Annotated in this window: 25 protein-coding genes and 1 pseudogene; 12 read left to right on the forward strand and 14 right to left on the reverse strand. The window is 49.4% G+C overall.

What is annotated here, in order from left to right:
* Window positions 1–301: 301 nt before the first annotated feature.
* Window positions 302–1,207, reverse strand: a complete 906-nt coding sequence (locus tag J1784_RS04915) for a manganese catalase family protein (protein ID WP_217148278.1) — start codon at window positions 1,205–1,207, stop codon at window positions 302–304.
* Window positions 1,208–1,725: 518 nt separating this feature from the next.
* Between J1784_RS04915 and J1784_RS04920 the strand changes: the two genes are divergently transcribed.
* The 3 genes from J1784_RS04920 to J1784_RS04930 all read left to right on the forward strand — a co-directional run bounded on the left by J1784_RS04920 (window position 1,726) and on the right by J1784_RS04930 (window position 5,496).
* Complete coding sequence (locus J1784_RS04920) at window positions 1,726–2,121, forward strand: YgiW/YdeI family stress tolerance OB fold protein (protein ID WP_217148279.1); 396 nt, start codon at window positions 1,726–1,728, stop codon at window positions 2,119–2,121.
* A 426-nt stretch (window positions 2,122–2,547) separates the two neighbouring features.
* Complete coding sequence (locus tag J1784_RS04925; RefSeq protein ID WP_217148280.1) at window positions 2,548–4,563, forward strand: alkyl/aryl-sulfatase; 2,016 nt, start codon at window positions 2,548–2,550, stop codon at window positions 4,561–4,563.
* Window positions 4,564–4,710: 147 nt separating this feature from the next.
* Window positions 4,711–5,496: a hypothetical protein gene (locus J1784_RS04930; RefSeq protein ID WP_217148281.1), complete on the forward strand. Its 786-nt coding sequence runs from the start codon at window positions 4,711–4,713 to the stop codon at window positions 5,494–5,496.
* Between the two features lie 60 nt (window positions 5,497–5,556).
* On the opposite strand, the pseudogene J1784_RS26440 reads toward J1784_RS04930, so the two are convergent.
* Window positions 5,557–5,792, reverse strand: a pseudogene (locus tag J1784_RS26440) (transposase domain-containing protein); the annotation flags it as partial.
* A 77-nt stretch (window positions 5,793–5,869) separates the two neighbouring features.
* On the opposite strand from J1784_RS26440, the gene J1784_RS04935 reads away from it, so the two are divergent.
* A complete protein-coding gene (locus J1784_RS04935; RefSeq protein ID WP_217148282.1) occupies window positions 5,870–6,664 on the forward strand; it encodes a hypothetical protein in 795 nt (264 codons plus the stop codon).
* A gap of 109 nt (window positions 6,665–6,773) precedes the next feature.
* On the opposite strand, the gene J1784_RS04940 is transcribed toward J1784_RS04935, so the two are convergent.
* From J1784_RS04940 to J1784_RS04960, 5 genes are all read right to left on the reverse strand, one after another.
* Entirely contained in the window at window positions 6,774–6,911 is a 138-nt protein-coding gene (locus tag J1784_RS04940; RefSeq protein WP_217148283.1) for a hypothetical protein, read from the reverse strand.
* A 255-nt stretch (window positions 6,912–7,166) separates the two neighbouring features.
* Entirely contained in the window at window positions 7,167–7,538 is a 372-nt protein-coding gene (locus tag J1784_RS04945) for a type II toxin-antitoxin system death-on-curing family toxin (protein ID WP_195817898.1), read from the reverse strand.
* The gene (locus J1784_RS04950; RefSeq protein WP_217148284.1) at window positions 7,535–7,756 is read right to left on the reverse strand and encodes a type II toxin-antitoxin system Phd/YefM family antitoxin; all 222 of its coding nucleotides are present in this window, start codon (window positions 7,754–7,756) and stop codon (window positions 7,535–7,537) included. The genes J1784_RS04945 and J1784_RS04950 overlap by 4 nt, the downstream gene beginning before the upstream one ends.
* A 740-nt stretch (window positions 7,757–8,496) precedes the next feature.
* A complete protein-coding gene (locus J1784_RS04955) occupies window positions 8,497–8,700 on the reverse strand; it encodes a hypothetical protein (RefSeq protein WP_119824843.1) in 204 nt (67 codons plus the stop codon).
* 645 nt (window positions 8,701–9,345) lie between these two features.
* On the reverse strand, window positions 9,346–9,651 hold the full coding sequence (locus tag J1784_RS04960) for a YdgH/BhsA/McbA family protein (protein ID WP_112287418.1): 306 nt from the start codon (window positions 9,649–9,651) through the stop codon (window positions 9,346–9,348).
* Window positions 9,652–10,363: 712 nt separating this feature from the next.
* Here J1784_RS04960 and J1784_RS04965 point away from each other — a divergent pair.
* Window positions 10,364–10,615 (forward strand): hypothetical protein, encoded by a 252-nt coding sequence (locus J1784_RS04965; protein WP_120509643.1) that lies wholly within the window; start codon window positions 10,364–10,366, stop codon window positions 10,613–10,615.
* Between the two features lie 92 nt (window positions 10,616–10,707).
* Here J1784_RS04965 and J1784_RS04970 read toward each other — a convergent pair whose 3' ends face one another.
* Window positions 10,708–12,099, reverse strand: a complete 1,392-nt coding sequence (locus tag J1784_RS04970) for an aldehyde dehydrogenase family protein (RefSeq protein WP_217148285.1) — start codon at window positions 12,097–12,099, stop codon at window positions 10,708–10,710.
* A gap of 100 nt (window positions 12,100–12,199) precedes the next feature.
* On the opposite strand from J1784_RS04970, the gene ptrR reads away from it, so the two are divergent.
* The 3 genes from ptrR (at window position 12,200) to J1784_RS04985 (ending at window position 14,770) form a co-directional block, all read left to right on the forward strand.
* Window positions 12,200–13,084, forward strand: a complete 885-nt coding sequence (gene ptrR, locus J1784_RS04975) for a putrescine utilization regulator PtrR (RefSeq protein WP_217148286.1) — start codon at window positions 12,200–12,202, stop codon at window positions 13,082–13,084.
* A 535-nt stretch (window positions 13,085–13,619) separates the two neighbouring features.
* Window positions 13,620–14,027 carry an H-NS family histone-like protein gene (locus J1784_RS04980; RefSeq protein ID WP_112287421.1) on the forward strand — a complete coding sequence of 136 codons (408 nt, stop codon included), beginning with the start codon at window positions 13,620–13,622 and terminating at the stop codon, window positions 14,025–14,027.
* Window positions 14,028–14,236: 209 nt separating this feature from the next.
* Window positions 14,237–14,770, forward strand: coding sequence for a cytochrome b (locus J1784_RS04985; protein WP_120509646.1), 534 nt, complete (start codon window positions 14,237–14,239; stop codon window positions 14,768–14,770).
* A 39-nt stretch (window positions 14,771–14,809) separates the two neighbouring features.
* Here J1784_RS04985 and panE read toward each other — a convergent pair whose 3' ends face one another.
* The 5 genes from panE to rhaS (J1784_RS05010) all read right to left on the reverse strand — a co-directional run bounded on the left by panE (window position 14,810) and on the right by rhaS (J1784_RS05010) (window position 20,510).
* On the reverse strand, window positions 14,810–15,733 hold the full coding sequence (gene panE / locus J1784_RS04990; protein ID WP_217148287.1) for a 2-dehydropantoate 2-reductase: 924 nt from the start codon (window positions 15,731–15,733) through the stop codon (window positions 14,810–14,812).
* Window positions 15,734–15,906: 173 nt separating this feature from the next.
* A complete protein-coding gene (locus tag J1784_RS04995; RefSeq protein ID WP_415838546.1) occupies window positions 15,907–16,929 on the reverse strand; it encodes an ABC transporter permease in 1,023 nt (340 codons plus the stop codon).
* Window positions 16,926–17,939: an ABC transporter permease gene (locus J1784_RS05000; protein WP_217148288.1), complete on the reverse strand. Its 1,014-nt coding sequence runs from the start codon at window positions 17,937–17,939 to the stop codon at window positions 16,926–16,928. Before J1784_RS05000 ends, J1784_RS04995 begins: the two co-directional genes overlap by 4 nt.
* Window positions 17,936–19,450: a sugar ABC transporter ATP-binding protein gene (locus J1784_RS05005; protein WP_217148289.1), complete on the reverse strand. Its 1,515-nt coding sequence runs from the start codon at window positions 19,448–19,450 to the stop codon at window positions 17,936–17,938. Before J1784_RS05005 ends, J1784_RS05000 begins: the two co-directional genes overlap by 4 nt.
* Window positions 19,451–19,517: 67 nt before the next feature.
* Window positions 19,518–20,510, reverse strand: coding sequence for a rhamnose ABC transporter substrate-binding protein (rhaS, locus tag J1784_RS05010; RefSeq protein ID WP_104925188.1), 993 nt, complete (start codon window positions 20,508–20,510; stop codon window positions 19,518–19,520).
* A gap of 411 nt (window positions 20,511–20,921) precedes the next feature.
* Between rhaS (J1784_RS05010) and rhaS (J1784_RS05015) the strand changes: the two genes are divergently transcribed.
* From rhaS (J1784_RS05015) to J1784_RS05030, 4 genes are all read left to right on the forward strand, one after another.
* A complete protein-coding gene (gene rhaS, locus J1784_RS05015; protein ID WP_217148290.1) occupies window positions 20,922–21,740 on the forward strand; it encodes an HTH-type transcriptional activator RhaS in 819 nt (272 codons plus the stop codon).
* Between the two features lie 189 nt (window positions 21,741–21,929).
* The gene (gene aldA, locus J1784_RS05020; protein ID WP_217148291.1) at window positions 21,930–23,369 is read left to right on the forward strand and encodes an aldehyde dehydrogenase; all 1,440 of its coding nucleotides are present in this window, start codon (window positions 21,930–21,932) and stop codon (window positions 23,367–23,369) included.
* Window positions 23,370–23,440: 71 nt separating this feature from the next.
* A complete protein-coding gene (locus J1784_RS05025) occupies window positions 23,441–24,022 on the forward strand; it encodes a LutC/YkgG family protein (RefSeq protein WP_217148292.1) in 582 nt (193 codons plus the stop codon).
* A 239-nt stretch (window positions 24,023–24,261) separates the two neighbouring features.
* Window positions 24,262–25,206 carry a coiled-coil domain-containing protein gene (locus J1784_RS05030; RefSeq protein ID WP_238485396.1) on the forward strand — a complete coding sequence of 315 codons (945 nt, stop codon included), beginning with the start codon at window positions 24,262–24,264 and terminating at the stop codon, window positions 25,204–25,206.
* Between the two features lie 21 nt (window positions 25,207–25,227).
* Here the strand turns inward: J1784_RS05030 and J1784_RS05035 are convergent, their stop codons facing one another.
* Complete coding sequence (locus J1784_RS05035; RefSeq protein ID WP_217148294.1) at window positions 25,228–25,986, reverse strand: alpha/beta hydrolase; 759 nt, start codon at window positions 25,984–25,986, stop codon at window positions 25,228–25,230.
* Window positions 25,987–26,092 lie beyond the last annotated feature (106 nt).

The raw sequence follows: 26,092 nt of genomic DNA on the forward strand, positions 1-26,092 counted from the left end.
CCGACGGGCTTCTTGCCCTAACAGTATTCCAGTCATCTCAAAATTAGCGTTAGTGTTAGACATATATCCAAGCCTATCTCTTAAGTTAAGAGACTTCTACTGTCTGGCTTTTCATGGGGCCCACTCAAATTAATTGGCATTGTGCCAAGCAGGGCAAAAATATTACCCATTGAGTGACCCGAGTACCGTTGTGACAAGCCTAAACTTTAAAGATAAGCCCGGCAGGCAGCTTCTGTGATGATGCCCGTCCTCTCGAGGTGAACAAACCAGTGCCAGTGAGTGCCGGCTCCGGTTTGTGGAGTTAGGTTTTCGGTTTAGTGGCGTCAGGTTTCGTATTTTCAATGGGACCCGCATTGCCCAGTTCTGCACCAGTGACCGGATTCACTTCGGTATCGGATTGCGTCCGGGATTTCATTGCATCCAGACTGGCTTGTTGTTTTTCATCCAATATCACTGAGGCTTCACCGGCGCCGCCATCCACTGCCGGTTGAGGTTTATCAACGTACTCGAACGTTTTCTCCGAATTCCAGCTTCCACGCACCGTCCCGCCCTCAGACATGTTGTAATAAACCTGTGAAAACTCAGGCACTGGCGGGAGTTTTCCTGGCGGGAAATTATCCTGAATAGCGTAGAGCGCCTTTTCAAATGACTGCTGGTGGGCGACCTCCCGGGTCATCAGAAAGCTTAGAGCATCTTTAATACCCGGATCATCGGTCACGTTGATTAAACGCTCATAAACGATTTTTGCCCGAGCTTCGGCAGCAATGTTTGGACGCAGATCGGCGGTTGGCTCACCGATGCTGTCAATATAAGCAGCACTCCAGGGAACGCCTGCTGAGTTGACTAGGGCCGGACCACCGCCGTAAAGCAATGACGTAATATGGCTGTCATCCCCACCGCCGGTGAGTGAGCGATAAAGATCTGCCTCTTTTTCCGTTCCTTCAGCCAGCTCGCCCTTGGCGCCTTTATTTAGCATGCCCACAATAGTGCCGATGATTTCCAAATGGCTAAGCTCCTCGGTGGCAATATCGAGTAAGAGATCCTTTCTGCCCGCATCGTCTTCCCCAAGCCCCTGCGTGAAATAGCGGCACGCGGCGGCAAGCTCGCCCTGCGGCCCGCCAAATTGCTCATGTAACAGATTTGCAAGACCAGGGTTAGGCCCGGCAACTCGAACCGTATATTGCAGCTGCTTAATATGTTTAAACATAAAGTTTCCTCATTCAAATCGATGAAATATGGGTTGTGCAAAATAAGCCTAGGAAAGGAAACGGTGATTAATCATAGCCAGGCGAAGGATATAGGTAAGTTTATGTTGGTTTAGGAATTATCTGCAATGGTCAGGAAAGCGACTGCGTGGATCCTGATTATAATGATTTTTTGTAGGACGTTAAAAATGGAAAAATAGAAGTGCTGGTAAAATCGACTTAGATGGGGAAAATTTTCACATTCGGAATAAATAAAAGAGAAGTAGAATCCTCCATTTATTTATCTTAAGGTTCAAATAATATTTGATGCTGTAGTAGTCAAGCAAAACTGGCCACGGCTGTAGAATTTTTCCACAACATTCGTTTTCACTCATTCGGAATAAGACCATTTTTGTATTGATGTTGTATGAGCAGGTTGTAACCGCGCCCTGAGTTTCTCAACTAATATGGATATTAGCCTGACTTTGACACTTCTGAATAAGTAGCTATAAATGGATAAGCACTTAACAAGGAGAGAAAAATGAAAAGAGTAATTCTGGCGTCCATCTTAATGTTATCTGGGTTACCTGCATTTTCCGCCCCCGGAGGTGGATTTGAGGCTTCGGAAACACCCCCACCACCTCATAAACAGGATAGTGGGATCAAAGGATCTGAAGATGCAAAAGAGTCTACGGTGAAGATGGCCATTAATAATGACAAAAATTATTGGGTAACACTTGAAGGTAATATCATTAAAAAGACCGGCGAAGGACATTATACTTTCCCCGACAAAACCGGCGTCATTACTATCTCCCTGAAAGATGATAAGTGGAATGGCCAGAAAGTGACACCTAAAGACCTCGTGAGCATCAGTGGTCGTGTTATAAAAGAAAAAGGAAAAAATGTCATTCAGGTTGAAAAAATCCGAATTCAGTAACCCTCTAATCCTTCTCCCTCAAACACTCATATTTATAACTTAATTGAGACATTTTAAATAGAAACATCTCAATTAAGTTTTTTAGTAAAAAAGCAATTTTCAGTTTCTATTCTATCAATCAACTAGTCTCCACCTTAGTCCGAATTACATTTTTGATTAACAACATCCTCCCCAACCTAAAAGGACGTGGCTTCCCGCGAAAATCCAGGTAATTCAGGGTATGGGCTCCCTGACTAGAGATAACACTTAGCATTTCTGATGGTTTAAGGTGATACTGATTTTTTTGAATTTTAATTTTAAATATTGGTTTTTTTAGAAATATCTGTCATTGCGTCTATTGTTTTACTATGGTTAAGCAGTCAATTTCATAGATTTAAGGTCAAAAAATCAATGAGTCACTTTGGAATAATCAGGGGTAACATACTTATGCTCAAAAAATCTCCCCTGGCACTGCTTTGTGCCGGATTGCTGCTCTCTGGCTCTGTGCTGGCCGCAGATTATCAGTTTACGGCTGACAGTAAGCCAGCAACCGACTCAACATCAACAAAAAACAAAGCTGTCTATAACGAGCTGGATTTTGCTAACAAGACCGACTTCGAAAACACCGACAAGGGCTTCATTGCTCCGCTGATCAATAACGGCGACATCGACGGTGTTATCGACATTACCGGTCTGAACTTCATGCAAAAAAAAGATGCGCCGCCGTCTGTTAACCCAAGCCTGTGGCGTCATGCCCAGCTGGTAAACCGTGGTGGCCTGTATAAAGTCTCCGATCACATCTATCAGGTGCGTGGCCAGGACATCTCCAACCTGACCATCATCGAAACCAATACCGGTATCGTTTTATATGACGTGGAATATTCCACCGACAGCTTCAAACGCTCAATTGAACTGTATGAGAAAGAGCGTGGTAAAAAGCCGCTAAAAGGAGTGATTATTTCTCACAGCCATGCTGACCACTTTGGTGGTTTCGGCGGTATTTACGCCTCCGGCCTTGCGACACCTGAAGATTTCAAAAGTGGGAAAATTCCATTCCTGGCACCAGAAGGGTTCGTTCAGGAAGCCGTTAGCGAAAACGTGATGGCCGGTAACATCATGGCCCGTCGCGCTGGTTATCAGTACGGTAACGTGCTGACAGCAGGTCCTACTGGCGGGATCACTGCTGCACTGGGCCCGGTACTGGCGAACGGCAAGTCTACACTGCCACTGCCGAATAAGAGCATCACCAAAGACGGTGAGAAAGTAAACATCGATGGTGTGGACTTTGTCTTCTACCTGACGCCAGGTGCTGAAGCCCCGGCGGAGATGGTGATGTACATCCCGCAGTGGAAAGCACTCTCCATGGCGGAAGAAGTGAACCATCTGCAGCACAACATATACACCCTGCGTGGCGCGCAAACGCGTGATGCCAGTGAATGGGCGTCTTACATCAATGCTGCGATTACGCGTTGGGGTAATGATGTGGAAGTGCAGTTTGGTCCGCACACCTGGCCGGTCTGGGGCAACCAGAACGTTGTTGAGTACATGAAAGACCAGCGTGATGCTTACCAGTCGATTTATAACACCACTATTCGTTATGCCAACTACGGCTACCGCCCTGATGACATTGCAGATAACGCAAAACTGCCGGAAAAAGTGTTCAACAAGTGGGATAACCGCCCTTACTACGGCAACACCCGTAACAACCTGAAATCGACTTATATCAAAAATCTGGGCTGGTTTAGCGGTAACGCAGCAGAACTGGCCAAATACCCTGATGGGGCTCGCGGTGAACGCTATGTGAAAGCGCTGGGGGGGGAACAGAAAGTGGTTGATCTGGCCGTTCAGAGTTACAAAGAGGGTGACTACCGCTTCACGGCTGACCTGCTGAACAACATCGTTTCCTACGATGCTGCCAACAAAGACGCTAACTTCCTGATGGCGGATGCGCTGGAACAGCTGGGTTATCAGGAAGAAAATGCGCTGTATCGTAACCTGTACCTGTCTGGTGCGCACGAACTGCGTGTGGGCGGTAGTGTTCCGAACAAACTGAGCACCGCGTCTCCGGAAGTGATTGCCGCTCTGCCGCCGGAAATGCTGGTTTCCTATATCAGCATGGCTTCCGATCAAATCAAGGCAGAGAAACTGGGCAACCATACCGTAGCACTGAATATAGATGGGACTAAGTTCTTACTGGATCTGCACAACGGTGTACTTAACTACATCAAACTGGATGCTGATATGCCAGCTCAGAAGGCAGACACCACTATCGAGATTGCGAAAACCGATTTGGTTGCAGTGATCGCCGGTAAAGAGAAAATGGATGATCTGCTCAATAACGGTAAAGCCAAAATTGAAGGCGACCGTGAGATTCTGAAGCAGATCGCTTCTACGCTTGATCTAAAAATCAAGAACGACATGAACCTGGTGCTGCCGTTGCAAAAGGCTAATCAGATTCAGTAATCGTTTCTGATATCTACAATGGGCAGCGTAGGTTGCCCATTTTTTTCTGCAATAAACTTAAACGGGTAATTGAGCTAAATTGGCAACAACGCTAGTTTTTCGTAAGCGTTTACTGAGCGCCATATTGATGAGAGGGTATTTAAAATAATGAAAAAGTTACTTGGATTGAGCGCAATAGCGTTGCTCGCGTGTAACTGCTGGGCTACTGACGGCGGCGCGGGAAGTACAGCACAGGCAAATAACCCACTTGCCAATATGACCGCATTCAATATGCAAAACTATTACATTGGTGATGTAAGTGGAACGGATAAAGATGCTAACCAGTTCTGGTTCCGCTACGCCACTCCCTTTTATTTAGGTGACAGCAACTGGTTATTACGTGCATCTCTTCCGATAAATACTTACCCCGCCCCACCAACCTCCGGTCACCAGACTGGAAGTGGCGATTTGAATATCTTTGCGTCATGGCTTATTGACACCGGTAACCCTGCTGTCAGTTTCGGCTTTGGCCCACAAGTCACTTTGCCTACCGCATCAGAGGATGCGCTCGGTACGGGCAAAACATCAGCGGGTCTGGTTAACGTTCTGTTTGATGCCAGTAATCCAAAGTTCCAGTATGGTTATCTCGCATCCTGGCAGCACAGCATCGGCGGCGAAGGCGATCGTACCGATGTAAACCTGGCAACATTCCAGCCGTTTATGTTCTATCAATTAGGTGGTGGGACCTATTTACGATCTGCCCCTATATGGGCCTATAACCTTCACAATGATGATTACAGCGTTCCGTTGGGGCTCGGCATTGGCCAGGTAATTAAAGACCAGAAAACTGTCTATAACTTTTTCATTGAGCCACAAGGCAGCATTGCTGATCGCGGAGATGGTCAGCCCCGCTGGCAGATTTTCGCGGGGCTTAACCTCCAATTTCTAAATTAATAAGTAACCACTGGTGCTTTTATATATATCAGGAGGGGAAAAGCTTTTCCCTCCTGATATATTGGCGAGATCCACGTGCCAGGGCAGACGTTCGGCCACTTTATTGGGCGGCCATTCCGCAATATAATATACTTAGGATATGGCGAAGGTAGCTTCCGGATCTCTGCCCTTTAGCCTGCACGTTCCGATCAGACCATCTAGCAGGGTTTCGCGTTCGCCACCGTGATCGCTGCCGAAAAAATATAGTTTTTCTATCCCAGACATACTGCACATAATTTTCGTTCTGTGGCGTTGTTACTTTGCAATAGGGCGCAGCTTGGCTATTCTTTGTGAGGATAAAGTTAACCCATCATTCGGGATAAGCCTTGTAAATATGAAATCATATCTGTTTTGTGCATTATGCATCGGCCTGCTCCCCGCAGTTCTCTCTGCAAAAGCGGCAGAAGTTAATCCCAATGCCGAAAAATCGGCCGATGACCCGACTAAAGTCACCACTAAATTTGGCATCACATGGTCTGATAACTATGACATGGACGACAGTAACGTCGCTTTCTCAGGTTCACTGGCATTCGATCAGGTCAAGAAAATTAACGTCCGTATTAATAGCGACGCCTCAGAATGGCGCATAGGGGGTTCATGGCTGTTCCCCGTAGGGATCTTCAATTTTAACTTCGGTAAAAACCAATACCCGGATAACTCTTCGCAAACCAACTATTCTATCGGAACATTTATCCCTCTCAGCGCTTTTGGTATCGAGCCCGCAGGATTCCAGATATTCCCGATGGCCGGATATTCCTATAATGATGGCGATCACATGGAGTGCAATGTTGATAAGCATAAGTCATGCTCGCAACCGGGGTTTGATGGTACGCCATCCCCTGAGAACGGATTCGAATCGACAAATATTTCAGGTAGCAGTGGCTATTTGGGTGTTTTCGTCCTGAAACCTCTCACTACGCATCTGCGCTTGCTGTCCTTTTTGGGCGGTTCTTATGGGTCAGAAAACGACGCAGGTGACAATTATAAAGGTTATTTCGGGGGTGTTGGTCTGGGCTATAATATTACAGAACATAATTCAGTAAAGGTAATGACCTATATTCAGGATAACAATACCTACCTCAATGATCCTGATAAACGCATCCTGCTGGCCTGGCAATATCAGTTGTGAAACTCCGATTTATTCAACAAAGCCCAAAATTATGCCAGTTTTCCACACCCATCGATAAAATTTACATTTTACGAGAAAATTCTTAATTAACACCTATATTGACAGTGAACTACTTCATGCCATTCTCTTTTTTATTTTCACTGTTCAACAGCAACCAAATACAACCGATAACTATGCCAAGTATAGCAATAACACCAAGGCCAATGATTAAAAATAAAGTACTTCCTATGCCTACAGGTACAGCCATTGCTGATCTCCTTCCGTATGAACTTATCTAAATCCCCAATAAAGATACCACCGACCAAGGAGGCGTAGTAAGTAAATTATGATACTTCATATGTCTTTGAGTGACATGAAAAAAATGGCGCATCGGCATTTGTTTAGGCTGGTTTTAAATGTCCGCCTTTGGGGGTGCGGACATCTCAATTGAGCTACTACAATATAGGTACGCATAATCATAATTATGCTAAATGATGCTGGGTGAAACGAGAATACTATTTTTTCAGGTAGACTGTTTTAGGACTTCAGCGATATTCCACACATCCAGGTTCCCCTGTGCGGCTGAGATAGTCAACTCTTCATGACTTGGAGAAAACCGAACAAGAATGCCATTACGGCGCAGGAATAAAGCAGATGAGGCAAATGCGGTTCTCTTATTTGCATCATTGAAACAATGCCCCCGCGCTATAGCAAGAAGATATGGAGCAGCTAGAACGTATATATCATCCTCGTCTTCATACATGTGTCGGTTCAGAATTCGTGTTGCCATACTTTCTATCCGACCTGGGTCAGCAAAGCCGCAAAGGCCTCCGTAAGCAGAAATCATTCGGTCATGAATGCCAATGATATCTTTGCTGGAAAGAAAATGAATCATCGGTTTTTAAGAGCCTCAAGCGTCTTACCATGTTCACTAAACAACCAATCGAAATCCGATTCAGCTTGTATTCTCAGCATTTTTTCATACTGCTCAGCATCAATAACAACAACGGGCTTTCCCGAACGGCGTGTGATAATTACGGGCTCACCGCTAGAAACGCTATCAAGAACTGAAGCCAGTTCATTACGGGCAGTGGTAAAATTTATAGATTGCATAGTCATATGCCTCATTGAAATGTACAACTCAATTTACACTCCGACGATGTTTTTTCAACACTATCCACAGATAGCTATTCGTTTCACACGCTAGAGCTAATGCTATTTATGTTAATTTAATCACAAGTCTTTTAAGTTAAGGAGTTTTTCCTAGACGCACTGTCGCGAAACAGGTCATTTCATCTCATCAAGCGTGACCTCGTGTGCAACTTAGCATCCTTGCTCAGTGAAGTTTTAATTATATTGTTTATGTCAGGATATAATTCACATTTCGAGCAGGACTAGTTTGAGACAATGTTATGTGTACAAATGAGTGAATCTTGTCATTCTTATTTTTAGTTTTCATGTAACTGCCGGTTACTATTTTCATTAGAGATACATTTTCAAAACGCGTCGTTTAAGGAAGGCGTTTTTAAACATCATTATTATTAGATTTTAACAGCGGCATTAATTACCTATTATTGCTCAGTCTTTCAGTTTGAAACTAATGTGGGGGATAGACCCTGTGTTGAATTGTGGTAATAACCAAGGTAGAAACTATATGGCCATATTCCTCTAAACGGCGGCGGCCCTTAGGCATCCTATAAACTGTGTCAATTAAAACTACGGTTTCAATACTCCTCAAATAAATGAAAAATCTAAGGTCGAACGGCGTGAACGTTTTCGATAGATGCCATGTTTAAGCGTGACGGTGCATAAAAACTACAGCACCATTCCCTGATGCTGTAGTGAGAGGCAAATTACTGAGGTAATTTCTCAGTTCTTAGTTGTTTAACTTCCTCTTCTTCAAGGTCATCATTCAGTTGTTGCAATTGCTCAGCCAGGATCAGTAGCAACACATAATTCGGGTTATTGTCATCCGGATTTTCAAGCATCACATTTACCAAAACACGAGAGCGATCGACCAGTTCTCTGGTAGAGGGGTGTTCAAGTGAGAATTTCATAGATACCTCCAGAGGAGGCTGACGCGAGGAGGTTGGAAATTGAACATAGAGGTCAGCGTTCCGCATAATCATGAGAATACAAATAGCAGCAAAGCATTATTGCTACCGACACTCGTGATATTCGGAACGCCAATTCCGGCTGCAGTTTTGCTGCAGCGTGTAAACAGTACCGCAAATCGATGCTTAAAAACCATATGCTTAGCCTGTTTTTTGATTTTTTTGACGCACTTGCGGCTCGAATACTACAAGGCCAACATAAGACTCTTTGACCGTGCTGGATTCTTTAAGTGATTTAAAAATTTGAAGAACCTTCAAAAGTTCTCAAAGCTCGTCAGAGAAAATCATTGCTACGAAGGTATCCTTTGCTGATGCGATGAGTGTCGGGAGGTGGTATTCCGATGAGAGAAGCTTTGCAGATAGCTGGCGGTAGACGAAGGGAGGACTATGGGGGAGGGTGATTTTTTCCGCAGACTACTGGTTTACTAAAACGGAAAAGCAGACCGAAGTCATTGATGAAAAGCGGTAGTTGGACAGTTTTAAGAGATTTAAGTATTGTGTGGGGTTATGACCATCGGATTGAATAAAAAAGCCGCAGTCCTTTCAGGTGTGCGGCTTTATGTATTCCAGCATTACTTTCCAGAAACATCAATCATAAGCCACTTTGTGGTTGATATGATAAAACGTCGCGGTGGCAGCCATGACATGTTGTTCCTCTTTACCCGGTTTGTGCGATTCCACATTAGTAATGTGGTAGCCGACGGCACCTGCATCTAACGCTTTTTTGACAATCGCATTGTTGAGTTCTTCCATGGAGGTAGCCCAGGAAACCGTCGTTACACCAACAGCTTGCAGGGAGGCTATTTCACGATGTGATAATCCGCTGCGGATCAAAACAGGCTTAACAGACTTCGGATAAAATATGGATAAAACATCATTTACTAAGCCTTTCATGGAGTTATTCCTCAAGAGTTCAATGTCTGAATCGGGTATTACATTGCCGTCAATTAACCGGCACAACGTTAATAAACACCTTTTGATGTAACTATCCTTAGCTTTAATTGCTAATTTCTTGTTAAGAACACTTTCGCCACAATTAACACGATTTTAAATGAAGATATTTTCACTTCGTTACAGGTTAGGTGTTTTTGAAATGAATTCCCAAAAGGCGAATTAAACACGTCGTACCCATATTGCGACTTTATTACAGCGCATAGTCTTCCGGTAAGAAACGAAATGATGAATATTTTGGCCCGATGACGATATCGCGAAGCTGTCAGAATCGAAAACAGCGAGTCTTTTTGTGGCCATGTATTTCGTCAACATTTTAAAAATTGAAATACTTGATTTTGAAATGTAATGATTATCTATCTATTTGATTATAAGTCTATTTAATAGGGTTCTCTGTGACTGAGGTTTACTAGCTCTGTCCAAAAACGGACGTTGCCGCGGTCTGATAGCATCGTTATTATGCGGTTCGCAAAAAGGCCGGGCTTTCTGATAAATCTTTTCTTAACTTTATTAATGATATTAACGGACAGATTAATATCATTACCTGGTGACTTATTTCGAAGTTTCGGGACTGACAGCGTTATCTGTGCAGTCACTTTTCAAGCCGCATTCGCTCTTCCTCTTCCTTTGGTTCAGCGTTTCTGAGGGAAATGGTATGAAATTACTTAAAGATGAAGAAGCATTTAGAACCTGGATGACGGAAGATTATTTTAATTGTCATGGCGACATTCCTCCTGCTTTCGAAGCCGGAGAACTTGAAGGTGAAATCATTCGCCAGATGCCGGAAAACTACCCTTGTCTGGTTTTTGTTCTGGAGGATGTGATAAATAAAGAGCCTGAAGTCCTGCGTTTTGTGACTGACGAACAGGTCAGGGAGTGGGCGAAAATCATGGGTATCATTGCTTAGTGTGCCCTGGTAGACCGGATACTTCGCGAACAAAGTCATAATCACAGGATTATGAAATCCCGTGATTATGGTTGCTCTCAATACGTCAGAACCTATTTCCGGTTGCTCCAGACAGTTTGCACGTTACAGAATTCGCGTAAGCCGAAGTGGGAAAGCTCACGGCCATAGCCGCTTTTCTTTACGCCGCCGAATGCAACGCGCGGATCGGATGCGCTGTAACCGTTGATAAACACACCGCCAGTTTCCAGCTCATTAGTCATCTGCTCTGCCCGCATAAGGTCTGCTGTAAAGAGGGTCGCGCTCAGGCCAAAATCGCTATCATTTGCCAGTTCAACGGCATGGTCTGCATCGCGTGCGACGGTAATTGCCGCCACCGGACCGAACAGTTCCTGACGGAATGCGGTCATTTCGGGTGTCACATTGCTCAAAATTGTCGGCGCATAGAAGTTACCGTTCCCGGCAATTTTCTCGCCGCCGAGCAGTAAGGTTGCACCTTCTGCGAGTGTGTCCTGAACTTGTTTGTCCAGCTCATCACGCAAATCATAACGCGCCATCGGGCCGATATAAGTGGTGTCATCCAGCGGATCGCCCGTCACCAGCGCCTGAGTCGCGGCAACAAATTTTGCGGTAAAGGCATCCAGCACACCGTCCTCAACGATGAACCGCTTCGCTGCGGCACATACCTGCCCGGTATTTTGATAACGACCGGCAACCGCCGCTTTAACGGCTTCATCCAGATTTGCGTCATTGAGTACGATGAACGGGTCTGAACCGCCCAGTTCCAGCACACATTTTTTCAGTGATTTGCCAGCCAGTTCTGCAATCGCCGCACCGGCCCGAACGCTGCCCGTCACAGTAACGCCCACCACACGCGGGTCGGCAATCAGCTCTGCCACTGCCGGTGTGCCGACATTAATCACACCAAACGCACCTGCCGGAAACCCTGCTTTCAGCGAAGCTTGTTTTACCAGATACGTAGTGCCCATCACATTCGGTGCCGGTTTTAACAGGAAAGTATTGCCCGCCAGCAGCGCCGGTACGGCACCGCGTAAAATCTGCCACACCGGGAAGTTCCACGGCATAATCGCCAGGATCATCCCGGACGGACGGTAGTGAATGTGCGCTTCGCCGTTATCGACCATGGTCGGTTCAGGGGCCAGCATTGCCGGACCGTTTTTGGCGTACCATTCGCATAAAGCCGCTGACTTTTCTACTTCAGCGCGTGCCTGTTTCACCGGTTTGCCCATTTCAAGGGTGATCATGCGGGCGATGTCTTCGCTGGCGGAGCGCAGCTCGGCGGCCAGATTGGCCAGCAGCATGGCACGCTGTGCGACGTCAGTTTTACGCCACTGCTTAAATGCTGCGCTGCCCTGCGAAACCGCCGCTTCCAGCGCCAGCGTGGTGTCAAAAGGATATTCACCGATACGCTCGCCGGTAAACGGATTTTGCGAAATGGCATGTGTTTGTGAATCTGTCGTCGTCATTATTTATTCCTCGTTAAACCAGTGCGTTCAGAATAGAGGGTTGCAGGTTTTAATAAAAATGAATAAAAATAAGTAAACCGTTCACTTTTTGAGAATGCCTATGAATCTGTCACAACTCGAGATGTTTCGCGCCGTAGCTGAAACCGGCAGTATCAGCGCCGCAGCGCAGCGGGTGCACCGTGTTCCGTCAAACCTGACTACGCGCATTAAACAGCTTGAGGCAGAACTGGGCGTCGAGTTATTCATCCGGGAGAATCAGCGGCTATGTCTTTCGCCTGCCGGACGTAATTTTCTCGATTACAACAACCGAATCCTGGATTTAGTAGAGGAGGCACGGCTGTCTGTGACCGGAACCGAACCGCAAGGGATTTTCGCGCTGGGCGCGCTGGAAAGTACTGCCGCCGTGCGTATTCCGGCGTTGCTGGCACGTTATCATCAGCAATTCACCAAAGTTGAACTGGCGCTTAGCACCGGACCTTCAGGGGAATTACTGGATAAATTGATTGACGGGGAACTGGAAGCGGCGTTTGTCGACGGGCCGGTTTTGCATCCTGTGCTCGATGGTGTGCCGGTATTTCCTGAGGAGATGGTGATTGTCGCACCGTTGCATCATGCGCCGGTTAAGCGGGGTCAGGACGTGAACGGAGAGATTGTGTATGCGTTTCGCTCAAACTGTTCTTACCGGCGTCATTTTGAAAGCTGGTTTGCCGATGATGGCGCAGCGGCGGGAAAAATTTATGAGATGGAGTCGTACCACGGCATGCTGGCATGTGTCATCGCGGGCGGCGGGCTGGCACTGATGCCACGCAGTATGCTGGAAAGTATGCCCGGCAGCAGTACGGTGAGCATCTGGCCGCTGGCCGATAACTATCGTTATCTGACAACCTGGCTGGTGTGGCGGCGTGGGAACCTGACCAGAAATTTATCTGAGTTTGCGAAGATGGCCAGGGAACTGACAATCAGCCTTCAGCCACCTGCAAAATAATCTGCCAGTCGAGCGCCAGTTTCAGTGCAATACAGCCAGCACAAACGACAAAAATGGTTTTGAACATAACGTTAAGGGGTCTTGTTTTGCGATTTAGATCTCATTTTACAGGCTGGCTTGTCTAATCGCTCCTTAAAAATGGTGCAGAAGATGCTTTTTCTAACCGGTTTTTAAGAAATGATTATTCAAAAAAGTGGAAAAGTTCGCTCGTAATGACCGGATTTTGACAACTTTGTACATAATAGCAACACACTTTATTCACGCGCTGATACTATTAACTACGTGCGTAAATTGCGGTTAATAATATTTTTCGGGTAATTTTTAAGGCTTTGAAGTGATTTATTCGTGAAAGTTTTAATTATGCAGCGGCAACAAGTTGTTATGAAATGGGGTATTAACAATTAATGCGAAAGAGTGTCGATTGCTGCCGTTGCGTTACCGTCAATAATATTACGTTGGCGCAATTGATATCATTATTTCTTTGTGTAGAATCAGTGTCACTAATTTAATGATACCCCTCTAAAGTGAGCACATCATGGACAACGCATTAAACGTTTTGAATAATATCCGTACACTTCGGGCACAGGCTCGTGAAATGCCGCTGAGCACTCTGGAAGAAATTCTTGAGAAACTGACGGCTATTGTTGAAGAATCACGCGAAAATGTGAAAGCGCGCAGTGCGCAGCAGCAGGAACGTGACGAAAAATTACTGAAATACCGTGAAATGCTGGCAAACGACGGCATCGCTATTGATGACCTGCTGGGCCACCAGACGACGAAAGAATCCGGTAAAGCTAAGCGTAAACCACGCCCGGCAATTTATGAGTATACCGACACCGACGGTTCTAAAAAGACCTGGACCGGTCAGGGCCGTACGCCTTCTGCCATTAAAGCTGCACTTGATGGTGGCGCAACCTTAGAGAGTTTCCTGATCGCGCGTTAATCAGGCTGCCGATGTGTTCCGTGTTTTCTGCCTTGCCAACCGCGAGGCAGATAACACATTTTCGGCATTCTCATTTTCTTTCTGCAATTCCCTTTTTAACACCGTAATACTCCTGCATACGATCATTTCTCTCCGGTACGTAATTCCTCTTAATGTAAGCTTAAGTCTCTGCAAGTAAGGTTAACGTCTCTTCGTTTACCGGAACTGCTATGCGTAACCGATATTCTTCAGCGCAAATTGTACTCCACTGGTTGGTGTTTGTTTTAGTGGTGCTGGCCTATGCCACTATGGATATAAAAGGAGAGTTTGCAAAAGGTACGCCAGCGCGCGAATTATTAGCACTTACCCATTATAGTCTGGGGTTTTGCGTATTATTCCTGATGTGTGTACGCCTTTTTGTTCGCGGAATGTACGCCACGCCACCGGTTAAACCGACGTTAGTGCGCTGGCAGCTTTATTTTTCAGCGGCCACACAGGGTCTTATATATCTGATGTTTCTGGGCCTGCCGGTTCTGGGCATTTTGTCACAATATTATGGCGGCCATGACTGGATGATGTTTAACATCCTTATGCCGAAAAGCGTCTTTCCGGATTTACCTTTACAGAAACAGTTAAGAACGCTGCATGGATGGCTCGCGAACGCCGGGTATTATCTTATCGGATTACATGCTCTGGCGGCACTCTGGCATCACTATCGCCGGCGCGATAACACGCTTATCAGAATGTGGCCGTCGCGTAAATAGCCCGTAAACGGGCTATTGCGATGATTGTTAGGGAGATTATCAGGCGGATTCGCGGTTCTTCTGATACACGTATAAATGCGTATAAGCGGCCTGAAGGTGTGGAATGCTGATGCCGACCCGCGTTGCCCGCTCGACTAAATCACCCACAATCTGTTCCGCTTCTATCGGATAACCCTGCATCATATCGCGATACATTGAAGAAGTTTGCGGCGAATTTTTGTCAGTCACCGCTTCCCTGACTTTTGCCACCGCCGCCGCGCGTTCCGCGTAGCCAAAGGCTTTCATGGTGGTCAGCGCCTCGGTGACAATAGCCTGGGCGAACTCTGTGCCTCCTGGCGCAGACGCCACCTGACCGATGTTTCCGCGCATGGTGCAGGTGATGGCACCCAGACTCGACAGCAACAGCCATTTCTCCCACAGATCAGTCATAATCGTTTCAGAGAGGGAGGCTTCGACACCGGCACTCTGAAACGCCTGATCGACTTTCAGAATCCGTTCGGTTTTTTCGCCGGAGAGTTCGCCATAAATAATCTGGTGCAACGGCGTCATCTGATGGATATGACCATCGGCATCCAGCGTCGCGTTGATTTTACACAATCCACCAATCAGGGCGTGTTCACCGAAACGCAGACTCAGCGCCTCCATGTGTTTCATCCCGTTCAGAACCGGCATCACCATCGTGTTTTCACTGACCACCGGGGCGATATCTTTCATCGCCGCTTCCAGCCCGAAGCTTTTAACGGTCAGTAAAATCAGGTCATAAGGGCCGGTCAGCTGAGATGCTTGTAAGACATTGGGCTGAAAATGGAAATCCCCGTGCGGACTGTGCACGGTCAGCCCGTCCTGCTGCACGGCGAGCGCGCGCTTCTCACGTAAAAGAAACGTCACATCCTGCCCGGCCTGCGCCAGACGCGCGCCAAAATACCCGCCGGTCGCACCGGCACCTACAACTAAAATCCGCATATGCTTCCCCGTTGTTTCAATACATTCAGAAATCAGATATTGCGTTTTAAACTACGGGAGTCGGCAGGGGGTAGGCAAGTATTGGCATGAAGAAATAAATATCAGTACGTGCTGTGTCGGAAGAAATGTCGGTAGAAAATTCAACTCCCCGCCCGCAGGCGGGGAATATGTAATTATGTTCTCCGCGCCATAACTTTGCGATACAACACCGGCAGAGAAATCACCACGATCAGCATCGCGCCGACAATCACTGACATTACAATTCCCGGCACATTCAGCAGGCTGAGGCCGAATGTCAGCAAACCCATCAGGAACGCGGCGATGATCACACCGGTCATGCTGCCGGACCCGCCGAGCACGCTGACGCCGCCGAGCACCGCCATGGTGATCACGCTCAGTTCCCAGCCAAGTGCCAGTGTCGGACGTGTACTGCCCAGGCGCGACGTCAGCAGCACTGCCGCCAGTCCGGACATTACACCGACCAGCACGAACAACGTCAGGTTGTGGCGTTTCACGTTAATACCGGAATACCACGCCGCGACCGGATTGTTGCCGATGGCATAAGTGCGTCGGCCAAAGTTGGTTTTGTGCAACAGGAAATAAAACACCGCGCCGAGTACCAGAAACAGTGCGAATTCAAACGACAGCGGTCCCCAGACATAACCCTGACCAAACCACGCAAAACTGGCGGGATATTTATTCAGCGACTGGTCACCGAGCAGCACATAAGTCATGCCGCGGAACAGACTCATGGTGCCGATGGTGATGACGATAGACGACAGATTCAGCCGCGTGACCAGCAGCCCGTTAATCAGACCGCACAGCAACCCGACACTTAGCCCGACGCCGACCAGCGCCGGTGTCGGCAAACCGGCCTGCGCGCAGAATCCCATCACAGTGGAACTCAGAGCCATTGTGGAGGCGACCGACAAATCGATTTCGCGGGCGATAATCAGCATCGCCATCGGCAGCACAATAATGGCTTTCTCGGTGAAGTTAAACGTCGCGTCCGACAGATTCCAGATATTGAGGAAATACGGCGAAGCGAACGCATTCACCACAAACACCAGCAGCGTTACCAGCAGCAAAAATCCTTCCCAGCACATCAGGCGGCGGAAAAACGGCGTGATGGCCATAGTGGATTTTTCTCCGGCGGCGGAATGCGGCGTGTTGCGCGAAGTTAAGGTCTTACTCATGATCTTGCTCCTGTTTCAGGTCGCACAGAATGAACGGCAGGGGAATGGCGCAGGATCAGCCGTCCTTTACGTTTGTTGGCGCGTTCGTTGAGGATCACCGCAATGACAATCACGCCGCCGGAAATCGCCATCTGCCAGAACGGCGACACTTCGATTACCGGCAGGGCATTGTTGATGACGCCGAGGAACAGCGCGCCGAGCAGGCAGCCGACAACAGAACCGATGCCCCCCATGGTGCTGATCCCGCCGATGACACAGGCCGCGACAATCTGCAATTCAAAGCCGTTAGCCACGTCCACATATGCGACAGCAAAACGGGAAATCCACAGATAGCCACAGAATCCGGCCAGCGCACCGGAAAGGCAGAAACTGACGAACTGCATTTTGCCCGCATTGATGCCTGTGTAATAGGCGGCTGTGGCGTTGCCGCCTGCGGTGTATAAAGCGCGACCGGTGCGGCTGTAACGCAGGAAATAGGCCACCAGAATCAGTGCGGCAATCGCGCACCAGCCGAGCAGAGGCAGGCCGATGAAGGTGGCGCGTGGCAGGCTGAGAAATTGCGGGCTCATCTGATGAGCGTTGATCCAGCCACCGTTGGAAAGCAGGAAAATAATGCCACGGTAAATACTCATGGTGCCAAGCGTGACCACAATTGGCGGAATGCCGACTTTCCACACCAGAAGGCCATTGATCGCGCCCATCACCAGTCCGAGAACTGTCGCCAGCACAACCAGGGACCACACCGGAATATCGGGATGATGGAAGTTGATCAGCGCGACAATCATGCCGGTCAGCGCCAGATTCGCCGCCATCGATAAATCGATGCCTTTGGTCAGCAGCACCATCATTTGCCCGAGTGCCAGAATGATCAGAATCGAGGTATCGTTAAACATTTCCAGCAGGTTTCCGGCACCGACAAACTCCGGCGAACGTGCGCCGACGCCAAGTACCATCAGCACTATTACTACCGCCAGCAACAGCTCGCGGTATTTCAGCAGTTTTTTGATCATGCTGCCTCCTCGCCCGCGCCGCTGGCGGCACTGACAATCATTTCTGCGCTGGCTTCACCGGCCTTAAACTCCGCCACCATCAGCCCTTCATGCATCACGATGATGCGATCGCTCATACCCATCACTTCCGGTAATTCAGAAGACACCATAATCACCGCCAGCCCGCGTCCGACCAGTTCAGACATAAACTGATGCACCGCCGCTTTTGAGCCGATATCAATACCTTTGGTGGGTTCATCGAGAATGATGATGTCCGGTCTGGTCGCCAGCCATTTGGCGATGACCACTTTTTGCTGATTCCCGCCTGAAAGTGTGCCGACCGCTTGTTTCCAGCTGGAGGCTTTCACCTGCAACCGGCGGGCGTAATCGTCGGCCAGCGCCCACTCTTTTTTGTCATTGAGCACGCCACGCGGATTCAGCTGGCTGAGTTGCGGCAGGCTGATATTCTGGCTTATCGGCAAATCAATAATCGCGCCTTGTTTCTGCCGCTCCTCCGGCACATACACAATCCCGGCGCGGATGGCCTGAGAAGGGCGCGAGAAATGCTGCTCTTTGCCGTTGATCAGAATTTTTCCGCCACCTGGCTGCGTGACGCCAAACAGCGCCTGCATAAGCTCGGTTCTGCCCGCGCCGACCAGCCCGTAGAAACCAAGGATTTCACCTTTGCGCAGTGAGAAATTGATGCCCGCAAATTCGGTAGGATGGCTGAGATTTTGCACTTCAAGTACCGTTTCGCCCGGCTCGCAGTTCACTTTCGGGTATGCCTGACTGACCTCTCGGCCGACCATCATGGTCACCATTTGCTGTTCGCTGATGTCGCTGATTTTGCCGGAACCGACATAACTGCCATCGCGCAGCACCGTGTAGTAATCGGAGATAGAGAAAATCTCGTCGAACTTGTGCGAAATAAACAGGATGGCTTTGCCCTCGCGTTTAAGGCGCTCAACAATCTGATAAAACTCGACGATTTCATGCTGCGAAAGGGCGGCGGTCGGTTCGTCGAGAATCACTACCTGCGCATCAAACGACAGCGCACGGGCAATCGCCACCATATGGCGCTGCGCAATACTCAGGTCTTTCAGGGTAGCGTGCGGATCAATGTTCACTTCAAGACGCGTCAGAATATCGCGCGCCTGCTGATGCATCACCGGCCAGTTCAGGCGTTTAAACAGCCCGCGGTAAACATAGTGGCCGACGAAAATGTTCTCGGTGACAGAAAGCTCGTCGAACAGCACGGTTTCCTGATGAATGGCGGTGATCCCGACTTTGTGCGCGGACTCAGGATTCGGCAGTTTGATCGGAATGGCTTTATAACGCAGCTCGCCTTCTTCCGGCTGATAAATGCCGGTCATGACTTTCACCAGCGTCGATTTTCCCGCGCCGTTTTCGCCAATCAGGGCGGTTACTTTTCCCGGATACAAATCCACGTGAACGTTATTTAACGCCCTGACACCCGGAAAGACTTTGCTGATGCCTTTTAATGATAGAAGTGGCGTCGTTGAGTCTGTCATTTCAGTTCCCCTGTCTGGCTAAGCACAACAAAACGGCTCACCGCATCACGATGAGCCGCATTCAGGATCAGAAGATTTTGGAGAATTTGTCGATGTTGCTGGCGTCGTAGACAAACGGTTCTGCCATCGCGCCGCTGCCGTCAGCATCCAGTTTCACCTTGCCTAAACGACCCATGCTGGCTTCGGTTTTGGTGGCGGTGCCTTTGACTAAATCGTCTGCCAGATACGTTGCAGCGTAGCCCAGATCAATCGGGTTCCAGATGGCGAAGCTTTTAGTCGCGCCGGATTTCACCGCGCCGGCCATTTCAGACGGCAGACCCAGACCGGTTACGTAAACCTTGCCGATTTTGCCCTGATCTTTCACCGCCTGCGCTGCCGCCACGATACCCACGGAAGACGGAGAAATAATCACTTTCAGATCCGGATAGGATTTCAGCAGACCAATGGTTTCACGGTAGCTTTTATCTGACAGGTCGTCGCCATAAGCGACAGTCACCAGATTCACCGAAGGATATTTCGGCAGCACCTTTTTCATCTCAGCAATCCACAGATTTTGGTTGGTCGATGTTGGCGTGGCGCTCAGAATTGCCACATCGCCTTTCTCTACGTTCAGGGCTTTCAGCGCATCCGCAGCCAGTTTGACGTTGGTTTCGCCGATCAGCGCGTTGTTGGAAGGATTGAGGTGGATCTGACGACCCTCTTTGGCAACGCCCGAATCCCACGACACCACTTTAATGCCGCGCTGCATGGCTTTTTTCAGCACCGGCACCAGCGCATCGGGGTCATTGGCGGAAACGGCAATGGCATCGACGCCTTGCGCAATCAGCCCGTTCAGCACTTCAATCTGCGCTTCAGCGGTGGTCGTTGTCGGGCCGGTATAAATGACTTTCACATCGCCCAGCTCTTTCGCTGCCTGCTGTGCGCCGACGTTGGCTGCTTCAAAAAAACCGTTACCCAGGGATTTCGCCACCAGCGCAATTTTCACTTCTGCCGATGCCGCGCCTGCCAGGAGGATGCTGCTCGCGATCAGGGTAAGGCTCAGTACGTGTTTTAATTTCATTGTTTGTACTCCGCATGCTATTCGCATAAATATGCAAAAAGTTTAACGACGAAAAGTTGCCGACGCGCCAGGCGCATGATCACGACTCTAGGAGGTTGCTGACAGACTGACCTTTCCGCGAGTGCCAGTTCAGCGCTAACTATGGCAAAGACGCAAAGGTTTAAGCGAACAACCTCACAAATTGATAACAATCTTGTTTCGGTCATGCCAAACGGTCAGAAAAACACACATTACCGGTATCAGAAACCCACACTGTAATAGGGCATAAAGCGACGCCACACGCCGGATTTCGCAGGATTTCGTAAGGAAGGAAATGTTTTGTTCAAAAGCGGCTGGCGGATCACAGTTTCAGCCATATGGCCGCTCCCGTGACGACTAAGATATTACGATAATGTTAATAAGGAGTCGGAAATGACCGTGTTACGCAGTAGTGAGTATTTCCCCTCAGGAGATTTCCCGGTCGCCATTGAACCCCGTTATCCGCAGGAGACGTTTCCTGAGCATCATCATCAGGATTTCGATGAAATTGTGTTGGTTGAGCAGGGCACCGGCACGCACGTATTCAACGACCAGCCGTTGATCCTCAGCGCCGGCAGCGTCTGTTTCGTCCGCCACAGCGACCATCATCTTTATGAAGATACCGAAAATCTGCATCTGACCAACGTGCTGTACCGCAGCCCGAATGCGTTTCGTTTCCTGAATGGCGTCAGTGATTTGTTGCCGCAGGAAGTGGACGGAATTTATCCGGCGCACTGGCGCATCAGCCCGAATCAGATAACTCAGGCCAAAACCCTGATTGATCAGCTGGCGCGCAAGCCATTCAGCCCGTCACCGGAAAATCAGGCACAGCAGGAACTGTATTTTATGCAGCTCTTATTGTTGCTGCGCAAAGGCAGCCGAGACGTGGGCTATCGCGGGCAGGGCGGTGACCTGAATAATCTGCTTGACTGGATGAATGAGCACTACGACGAGGAAATTGACTGGCCGGAACTGGCCGCGCAGTTCTCGATGTCGCTGCGCACCCTGCACCGCCAGATGAAACAGCAAACCGGCTGCACGCCGCTCAACTATCTCAACCGCCTGCGTCTGCTTAATGCGCGCAATATGCTGCGGTTCAGTGACAGCCCGATTACCGAAATCGCCCATAACTGTGGTTTCTGCGACAGCAATTACTTCTCCACCTTGTTTAAACGCGAATTTGGTTATGCCCCGCGCAGTATCAGACAGTGATCCCTGTTTTGCAGAAATGTTATGTCGGGCAGTCCGACCATGACATTTTTGCCATTTCTGAAAATTAAATGGCAATCACGGAAAGGTAAAAACCAGACGGATAGAACAGGCTGTTAAAACTTCACAAAAAAGAACTTTTTTATTAACAACTCGTTCATCACCTCTATCCGTACTTGGGAGACTCTTTACATGAGCACAGTTCAGAAACGTATGTACATCAACGGCGAATTCGTTGAAAACACCGGCGGGAAGTGGATTGACGTTGTGAATCCGGCGACAGAACAGGTGATTTCGCAGATCCCTGAAGGCTCGGCAGAAGATGCCAGAAGGGCCATTGATGCAGCTGAAGCCGCGCAACCAGGCTGGGAGGCATTACCTGCGGTGGAACGCGGCGTATGGTTGCATAAAATCGCGGCCGGTATCCGCGAGCGCGAAGCCGAACTGACAGAAACCATTATTGCTGAAGGCGGTAAAACCTACGGCCTGGCGCAAACCGAAGTGCTGTTCACGGCAGATTATCTCGATTACATGGCCGAATGGGCGCGGCGTTACGAAGGCGAAATCATTCAGAGCGACCGTCCCAACGAAAACATCTTTGTGTTCCGCAAAGCCATCGGTGTGACCACCGGTATTCTGCCGTGGAACTTCCCGTTCTTCCTCATCGCCCGTAAAGCCGCACCGGCGCTGATCACCGGTAATACCATCGTCATCAAACCAAGCGAAATCACGCCGAACAATGCGGTGATTTTCGCGGAAATCATTCACAAAGTCGGTCTGCCAAAAGGGGTACTGAATATTGTCACCGGCTACGGTCCGACCGTCGGACAGGAACTGGCAGCGAACCCGAAAGTCGGGATGGTCAGCCTGACCGGCAGCGTGGCGGCGGGTATCGCCACCATGACCGCGGCGGCGCAGAACGTCACCAAAGTTTCGCTGGAACTGGGCGGGAAAGCACCGGCCATCGTGATGAATGATGCGGATCTGGATCTGGCGGTGAAAGCGATTGTCAGTTCGCGCGTCATCAATACCGGGCAGGTGTGTAACTGTGCAGAACGTGTCTATGTGCAGGAAGGCGTGTACGACGAATTCATTTCGCGCATCAGCGAAGCGATGAAAAAAGTTACGTTTGGCAATACCGCCGAGCAAAAAGAGCTGGATATGGGGCCGCTGATCAGCGGTGCGGCGTTGCAGCGCGTCGAAGAGAAAGTGGCGAAAGCCGTGTCACAGGGCGCGAAAGTCCTGCTGGGCGGAAAACGTCACGGCGACAAAGGTTTCTTCTATCAGCCAACGGTGCTGGTGGATGTAAAACAGGACATGCCGATCATGCACGAAGAAGTGTTTGGTCCGGTACTGCCGGTGGCGACATTCAAAACGCTGGATGAGGCGATAGCGATGGCCAACGACAGTGAATACGGACTGACCTCGTCGATTTATACCAGCAATATCAATACCGCGATGAAAGCGCTGAAACAGCTGAAATTTGGTGAGACTTACATCAACCGCGAAAACTTTGAAGCGATGCAGGGCTTCCATGCGGGCTGGCGTAAATCGGGTGTCGGCGGCGCGGACGGTAAACACGGCTTGCAGGAATATCTGCAAACCCACGTCGCGTATTTGCAGTTTCATTAATTAACAGCCTATGGCCGGAGCAGGGCAACCTGACTCCGGCTTTGCTGACGTTCATATCATAAGGAAAACCCATGAGCCGCAATGAGTTCCTCACTGGCATTCGTCAGCATAAAATTATTCAGACGCTGTTTCCGCCACAGCCTGAAAGCCCTGATTTACCGGAAGATTTTGGTCGCGCGCTGACCCTGATGGGCGGCGTCTGGGACGACACGTTTTTGCGCACATCACAAAATGGCTATACCACGCTGAACGCCTATCTGCGCGGGTTGTATCCGGCAGATTCACAGTTTTGCTCTGCCACGCCGGAGATCATTGCAGAGGTGGATTTCAACGCCCGCACGCAGGCCGCATCGCTCAAAGACGTGGATGTCGGCGTGGTTCGCGCCTGCTTTGGTGTGGCCGAAACCGGCGCGGTGTTTCTCAGCGATCCACAGCTTTGCGTGAATTCCCTCAGTGCGTTGGCGAAACATCTGGTGGTGCTGCTCGACGTGAAGCACATCATCGAACATCTGCATCTCGCTCATCGCCAGCCACAACCGTTCAATGCCCGCTATACGGTGATGGTAACCGGTCCCGCCGCGATGGCCGACAGCGAAAGTGCACTGATGCTCGGCGCTAAAGGTGTGCAAAATCTGCGGGTGATCGCGATATAAGTCCTAAAATCCACGGATCCTGCTGTACTCACTTCGTTTAAAATAACTCCAGTAAATAAAATAAATCCTATCTGATACAATAAGTAAACAGGCGCACAACGGGCGTGCCCTGACTTTTACTGCAAGTGAGCGCGACAACCATGAGCGTGATACAGAGCCTTATCAAACAAGCCTTTGGAACCGGAAACAGCAATGAAGCGGCCACTTTTCTGGCCAGCGCATGCAACCGGATGAAGGCTATGGATAAAATGTCAATCTCCCGCGAAGTGGAAAGCGCGCTCAGAGGCGTTAGTTTCAGCCGCGCTGAGGCAGATAAAGGCAAAGTAAAAACCGTTTATAAAGACACTGCCGTGACACTCGAAAAGCTCGCGTCACTGGAAAAACAGGTGCGCAGTCTGACCCATGAACTGGCTGTGGCACGTAACCAAACCGGCAGCGGAAATAAAGAAGACGTTCAGCGGCTGGAAGGGGAGTTGTACCGCCTGAACACGCGGATAAGCGAACTGCTGCGTCAGTCAGAAATACAGAAAAAACAGCACGCCGACGAACTGACGCTGATGCGCGCACGTCAGCAAACCGCCGGGAATTCAGTCTCCGCGGAGCTGGAAGAGTCCAGAAATCTTGTCGCTTATATGGGCAGCCAGATGGCGGCGATGGCCGCTGCCCGCGACAGGCTTCAGGAGCAGGTGACCGGGGAAGAAGATAAACGCCACGCGGCCAATCGCCGTGCCGACGGTAATTACGCGCTGCTCGGGCAGCAGAAAGAACTGACGTCCGAGGCGAACCGTAAAATCACGCAGCTGCGTGCCAGCCTGAAACAGGAAGAATTTGAAGGCCAAAATGCGAAAACTGAAAGGACGAAACTGAAAAAGCAACTCGCTGAAATTCAGGAAGAAAACAGGCGTCTGACAGAGCGTTTTCGCGATAACGAAGAAGATTGTGAACGCCTGAGTCAGGCGCTTGATCGCACGAATCAGGAATTCGCCGCCTACAAAGCGCAAAAACAGCGCTTAACCCGCTGGATCCATATTCCCGGCGCGATGATGGGAATTTCCGTCGTCGCACTGGTGCTGTACTCAGATGCCCAGCCGGGGCATCTGTTCGACAACCTCGCCCCCGCCGCTTTTCTCGGCAGCATCGTCTACGCACTTTCCCTGATGATTGCGTTTACGCGCAGGGCATAGCGGGTTTGCGTTTTCTGCCCTTTACTTCACCGCCCCCGTCGCCGCCTGCTCAATCAATGCAGCCACTTCTTTAGGATGTGATTCGTATACCGAATGGCTGGCGCCTGCGATTTCGACGGTGTGGCTATGCGCGCGTTTGGCGTACATGCGTTCTAAATCCGGGTTAATGATTTTGTCGGACTTCGCCACCATGTACCAGCTCGGTTTCACTTTCCACGCCGGATCAGGGATGTTAGCGGTGAACACGCTGGCGGAGGTCAGCATTTGTGCCTGCGCTTCAAATTGCGCCTGTTTAAGGGGCAGGTCTGCGGCGAAATCTGCCGGGAAGTTGGCCGGATTAATGTAGAGGAAACCGTCCGGCGTTTTCACAAACGGATGTGCGGAGTTCGGGAATTTCTTGCCGTTAATCGCTTCGGTTTCCCCGTTATCCAGCGCATGTGCCGCGATATACACCAGCCCCGCCACGTGCGGATCGTTCCCCGCTTCGGTAATAATGGCACCGCCATAGCTGTGTCCGACCAGAATCGCCGGACCGTTTTGCCTGTCCAGAATACGTTTGGTGGCCGCAACGTCATCGGTAAACGACGTCAGGGGTTCCTGCACCAGCGTCACTTTATAGCCGTCGTGCGTCAGAATGTCGTACACCGGACGCCATCCTGAGCCGCCCACAAAGGCACCGTGCACCAGTACAATATTTTTCACAGGTGCAGCAAGGGCTGCCTGAGAACCGAACGCCGCACTGGCGGCCAGCAACAATGTTGAAGCTAAACGTAAACGCATGGCACTTCCTCTTTTCATTTTAAAACGGAATGAACATCTGTCTGTGGGGCCACTGTGAGCCCGGCGCTCTGACAGAGAAGTGACGTGATGATGACAAAAACGTCAT

It is taken from the genome of Rahnella ecdela (genome assembly GCF_019049625.1).
GTDB classification, from domain to species: Bacteria; Pseudomonadota; Gammaproteobacteria; order Enterobacterales; family Enterobacteriaceae; genus Rahnella; species Rahnella ecdela.

Coding starts and splice junctions, on each gene's coding strand:
- J1784_RS04915 (WP_217148278.1), bottom strand. CDS start 1,207: ATGTTTAAACATATTAAGCAGCTGCAATATACGGTTCGAGTTGCCGGG.
- J1784_RS04920 (WP_217148279.1), top strand. CDS start 1,726: ATGAAAAGAGTAATTCTGGCGTCCATCTTAATGTTATCTGGGTTACCT.
- J1784_RS04925 (WP_217148280.1), top strand. CDS start 2,548: ATGCTCAAAAAATCTCCCCTGGCACTGCTTTGTGCCGGATTGCTGCTC.
- J1784_RS04930 (WP_217148281.1), top strand. CDS start 4,711: ATGAAAAAGTTACTTGGATTGAGCGCAATAGCGTTGCTCGCGTGTAAC.
- J1784_RS04935 (WP_217148282.1), top strand. CDS start 5,870: ATGAAATCATATCTGTTTTGTGCATTATGCATCGGCCTGCTCCCCGCA.
- J1784_RS04940 (WP_217148283.1), bottom strand. CDS start 6,911: ATGGCTGTACCTGTAGGCATAGGAAGTACTTTATTTTTAATCATTGGC.
- J1784_RS04945 (WP_195817898.1), bottom strand. CDS start 7,538: ATGATTCATTTTCTTTCCAGCAAAGATATCATTGGCATTCATGACCGA.
- J1784_RS04950 (WP_217148284.1), bottom strand. CDS start 7,756: ATGCAATCTATAAATTTTACCACTGCCCGTAATGAACTGGCTTCAGTT.
- J1784_RS04955 (WP_119824843.1), bottom strand. CDS start 8,700: ATGAAATTCTCACTTGAACACCCCTCTACCAGAGAACTGGTCGATCGC.
- J1784_RS04960 (WP_112287418.1), bottom strand. CDS start 9,651: ATGAAAGGCTTAGTAAATGATGTTTTATCCATATTTTATCCGAAGTCT.
- J1784_RS04965 (WP_120509643.1), top strand. CDS start 10,364: ATGAAATTACTTAAAGATGAAGAAGCATTTAGAACCTGGATGACGGAA.
- J1784_RS04970 (WP_217148285.1), bottom strand. CDS start 12,099: ATGACGACGACAGATTCACAAACACATGCCATTTCGCAAAATCCGTTT.
- ptrR (WP_217148286.1), top strand. CDS start 12,200: ATGAATCTGTCACAACTCGAGATGTTTCGCGCCGTAGCTGAAACCGGC.
- J1784_RS04980 (WP_112287421.1), top strand. CDS start 13,620: ATGGACAACGCATTAAACGTTTTGAATAATATCCGTACACTTCGGGCA.
- J1784_RS04985 (WP_120509646.1), top strand. CDS start 14,237: ATGCGTAACCGATATTCTTCAGCGCAAATTGTACTCCACTGGTTGGTG.
- panE (WP_217148287.1), bottom strand. CDS start 15,733: ATGCGGATTTTAGTTGTAGGTGCCGGTGCGACCGGCGGGTATTTTGGC.
- J1784_RS04995 (WP_415838546.1), bottom strand. CDS start 16,929: ATGAGTAAGACCTTAACTTCGCGCAACACGCCGCATTCCGCCGCCGGA.
- J1784_RS05000 (WP_217148288.1), bottom strand. CDS start 17,939: ATGATCAAAAAACTGCTGAAATACCGCGAGCTGTTGCTGGCGGTAGTA.
- J1784_RS05005 (WP_217148289.1), bottom strand. CDS start 19,450: ATGACAGACTCAACGACGCCACTTCTATCATTAAAAGGCATCAGCAAA.
- rhaS (WP_104925188.1), bottom strand. CDS start 20,510: ATGAAATTAAAACACGTACTGAGCCTTACCCTGATCGCGAGCAGCATC.
- rhaS (WP_217148290.1), top strand. CDS start 20,922: ATGACCGTGTTACGCAGTAGTGAGTATTTCCCCTCAGGAGATTTCCCG.
- aldA (WP_217148291.1), top strand. CDS start 21,930: ATGAGCACAGTTCAGAAACGTATGTACATCAACGGCGAATTCGTTGAA.
- J1784_RS05025 (WP_217148292.1), top strand. CDS start 23,441: ATGAGCCGCAATGAGTTCCTCACTGGCATTCGTCAGCATAAAATTATT.
- J1784_RS05030 (WP_238485396.1), top strand. CDS start 24,262: ATGGATAAAATGTCAATCTCCCGCGAAGTGGAAAGCGCGCTCAGAGGC.
- J1784_RS05035 (WP_217148294.1), bottom strand. CDS start 25,986: ATGCGTTTACGTTTAGCTTCAACATTGTTGCTGGCCGCCAGTGCGGCG.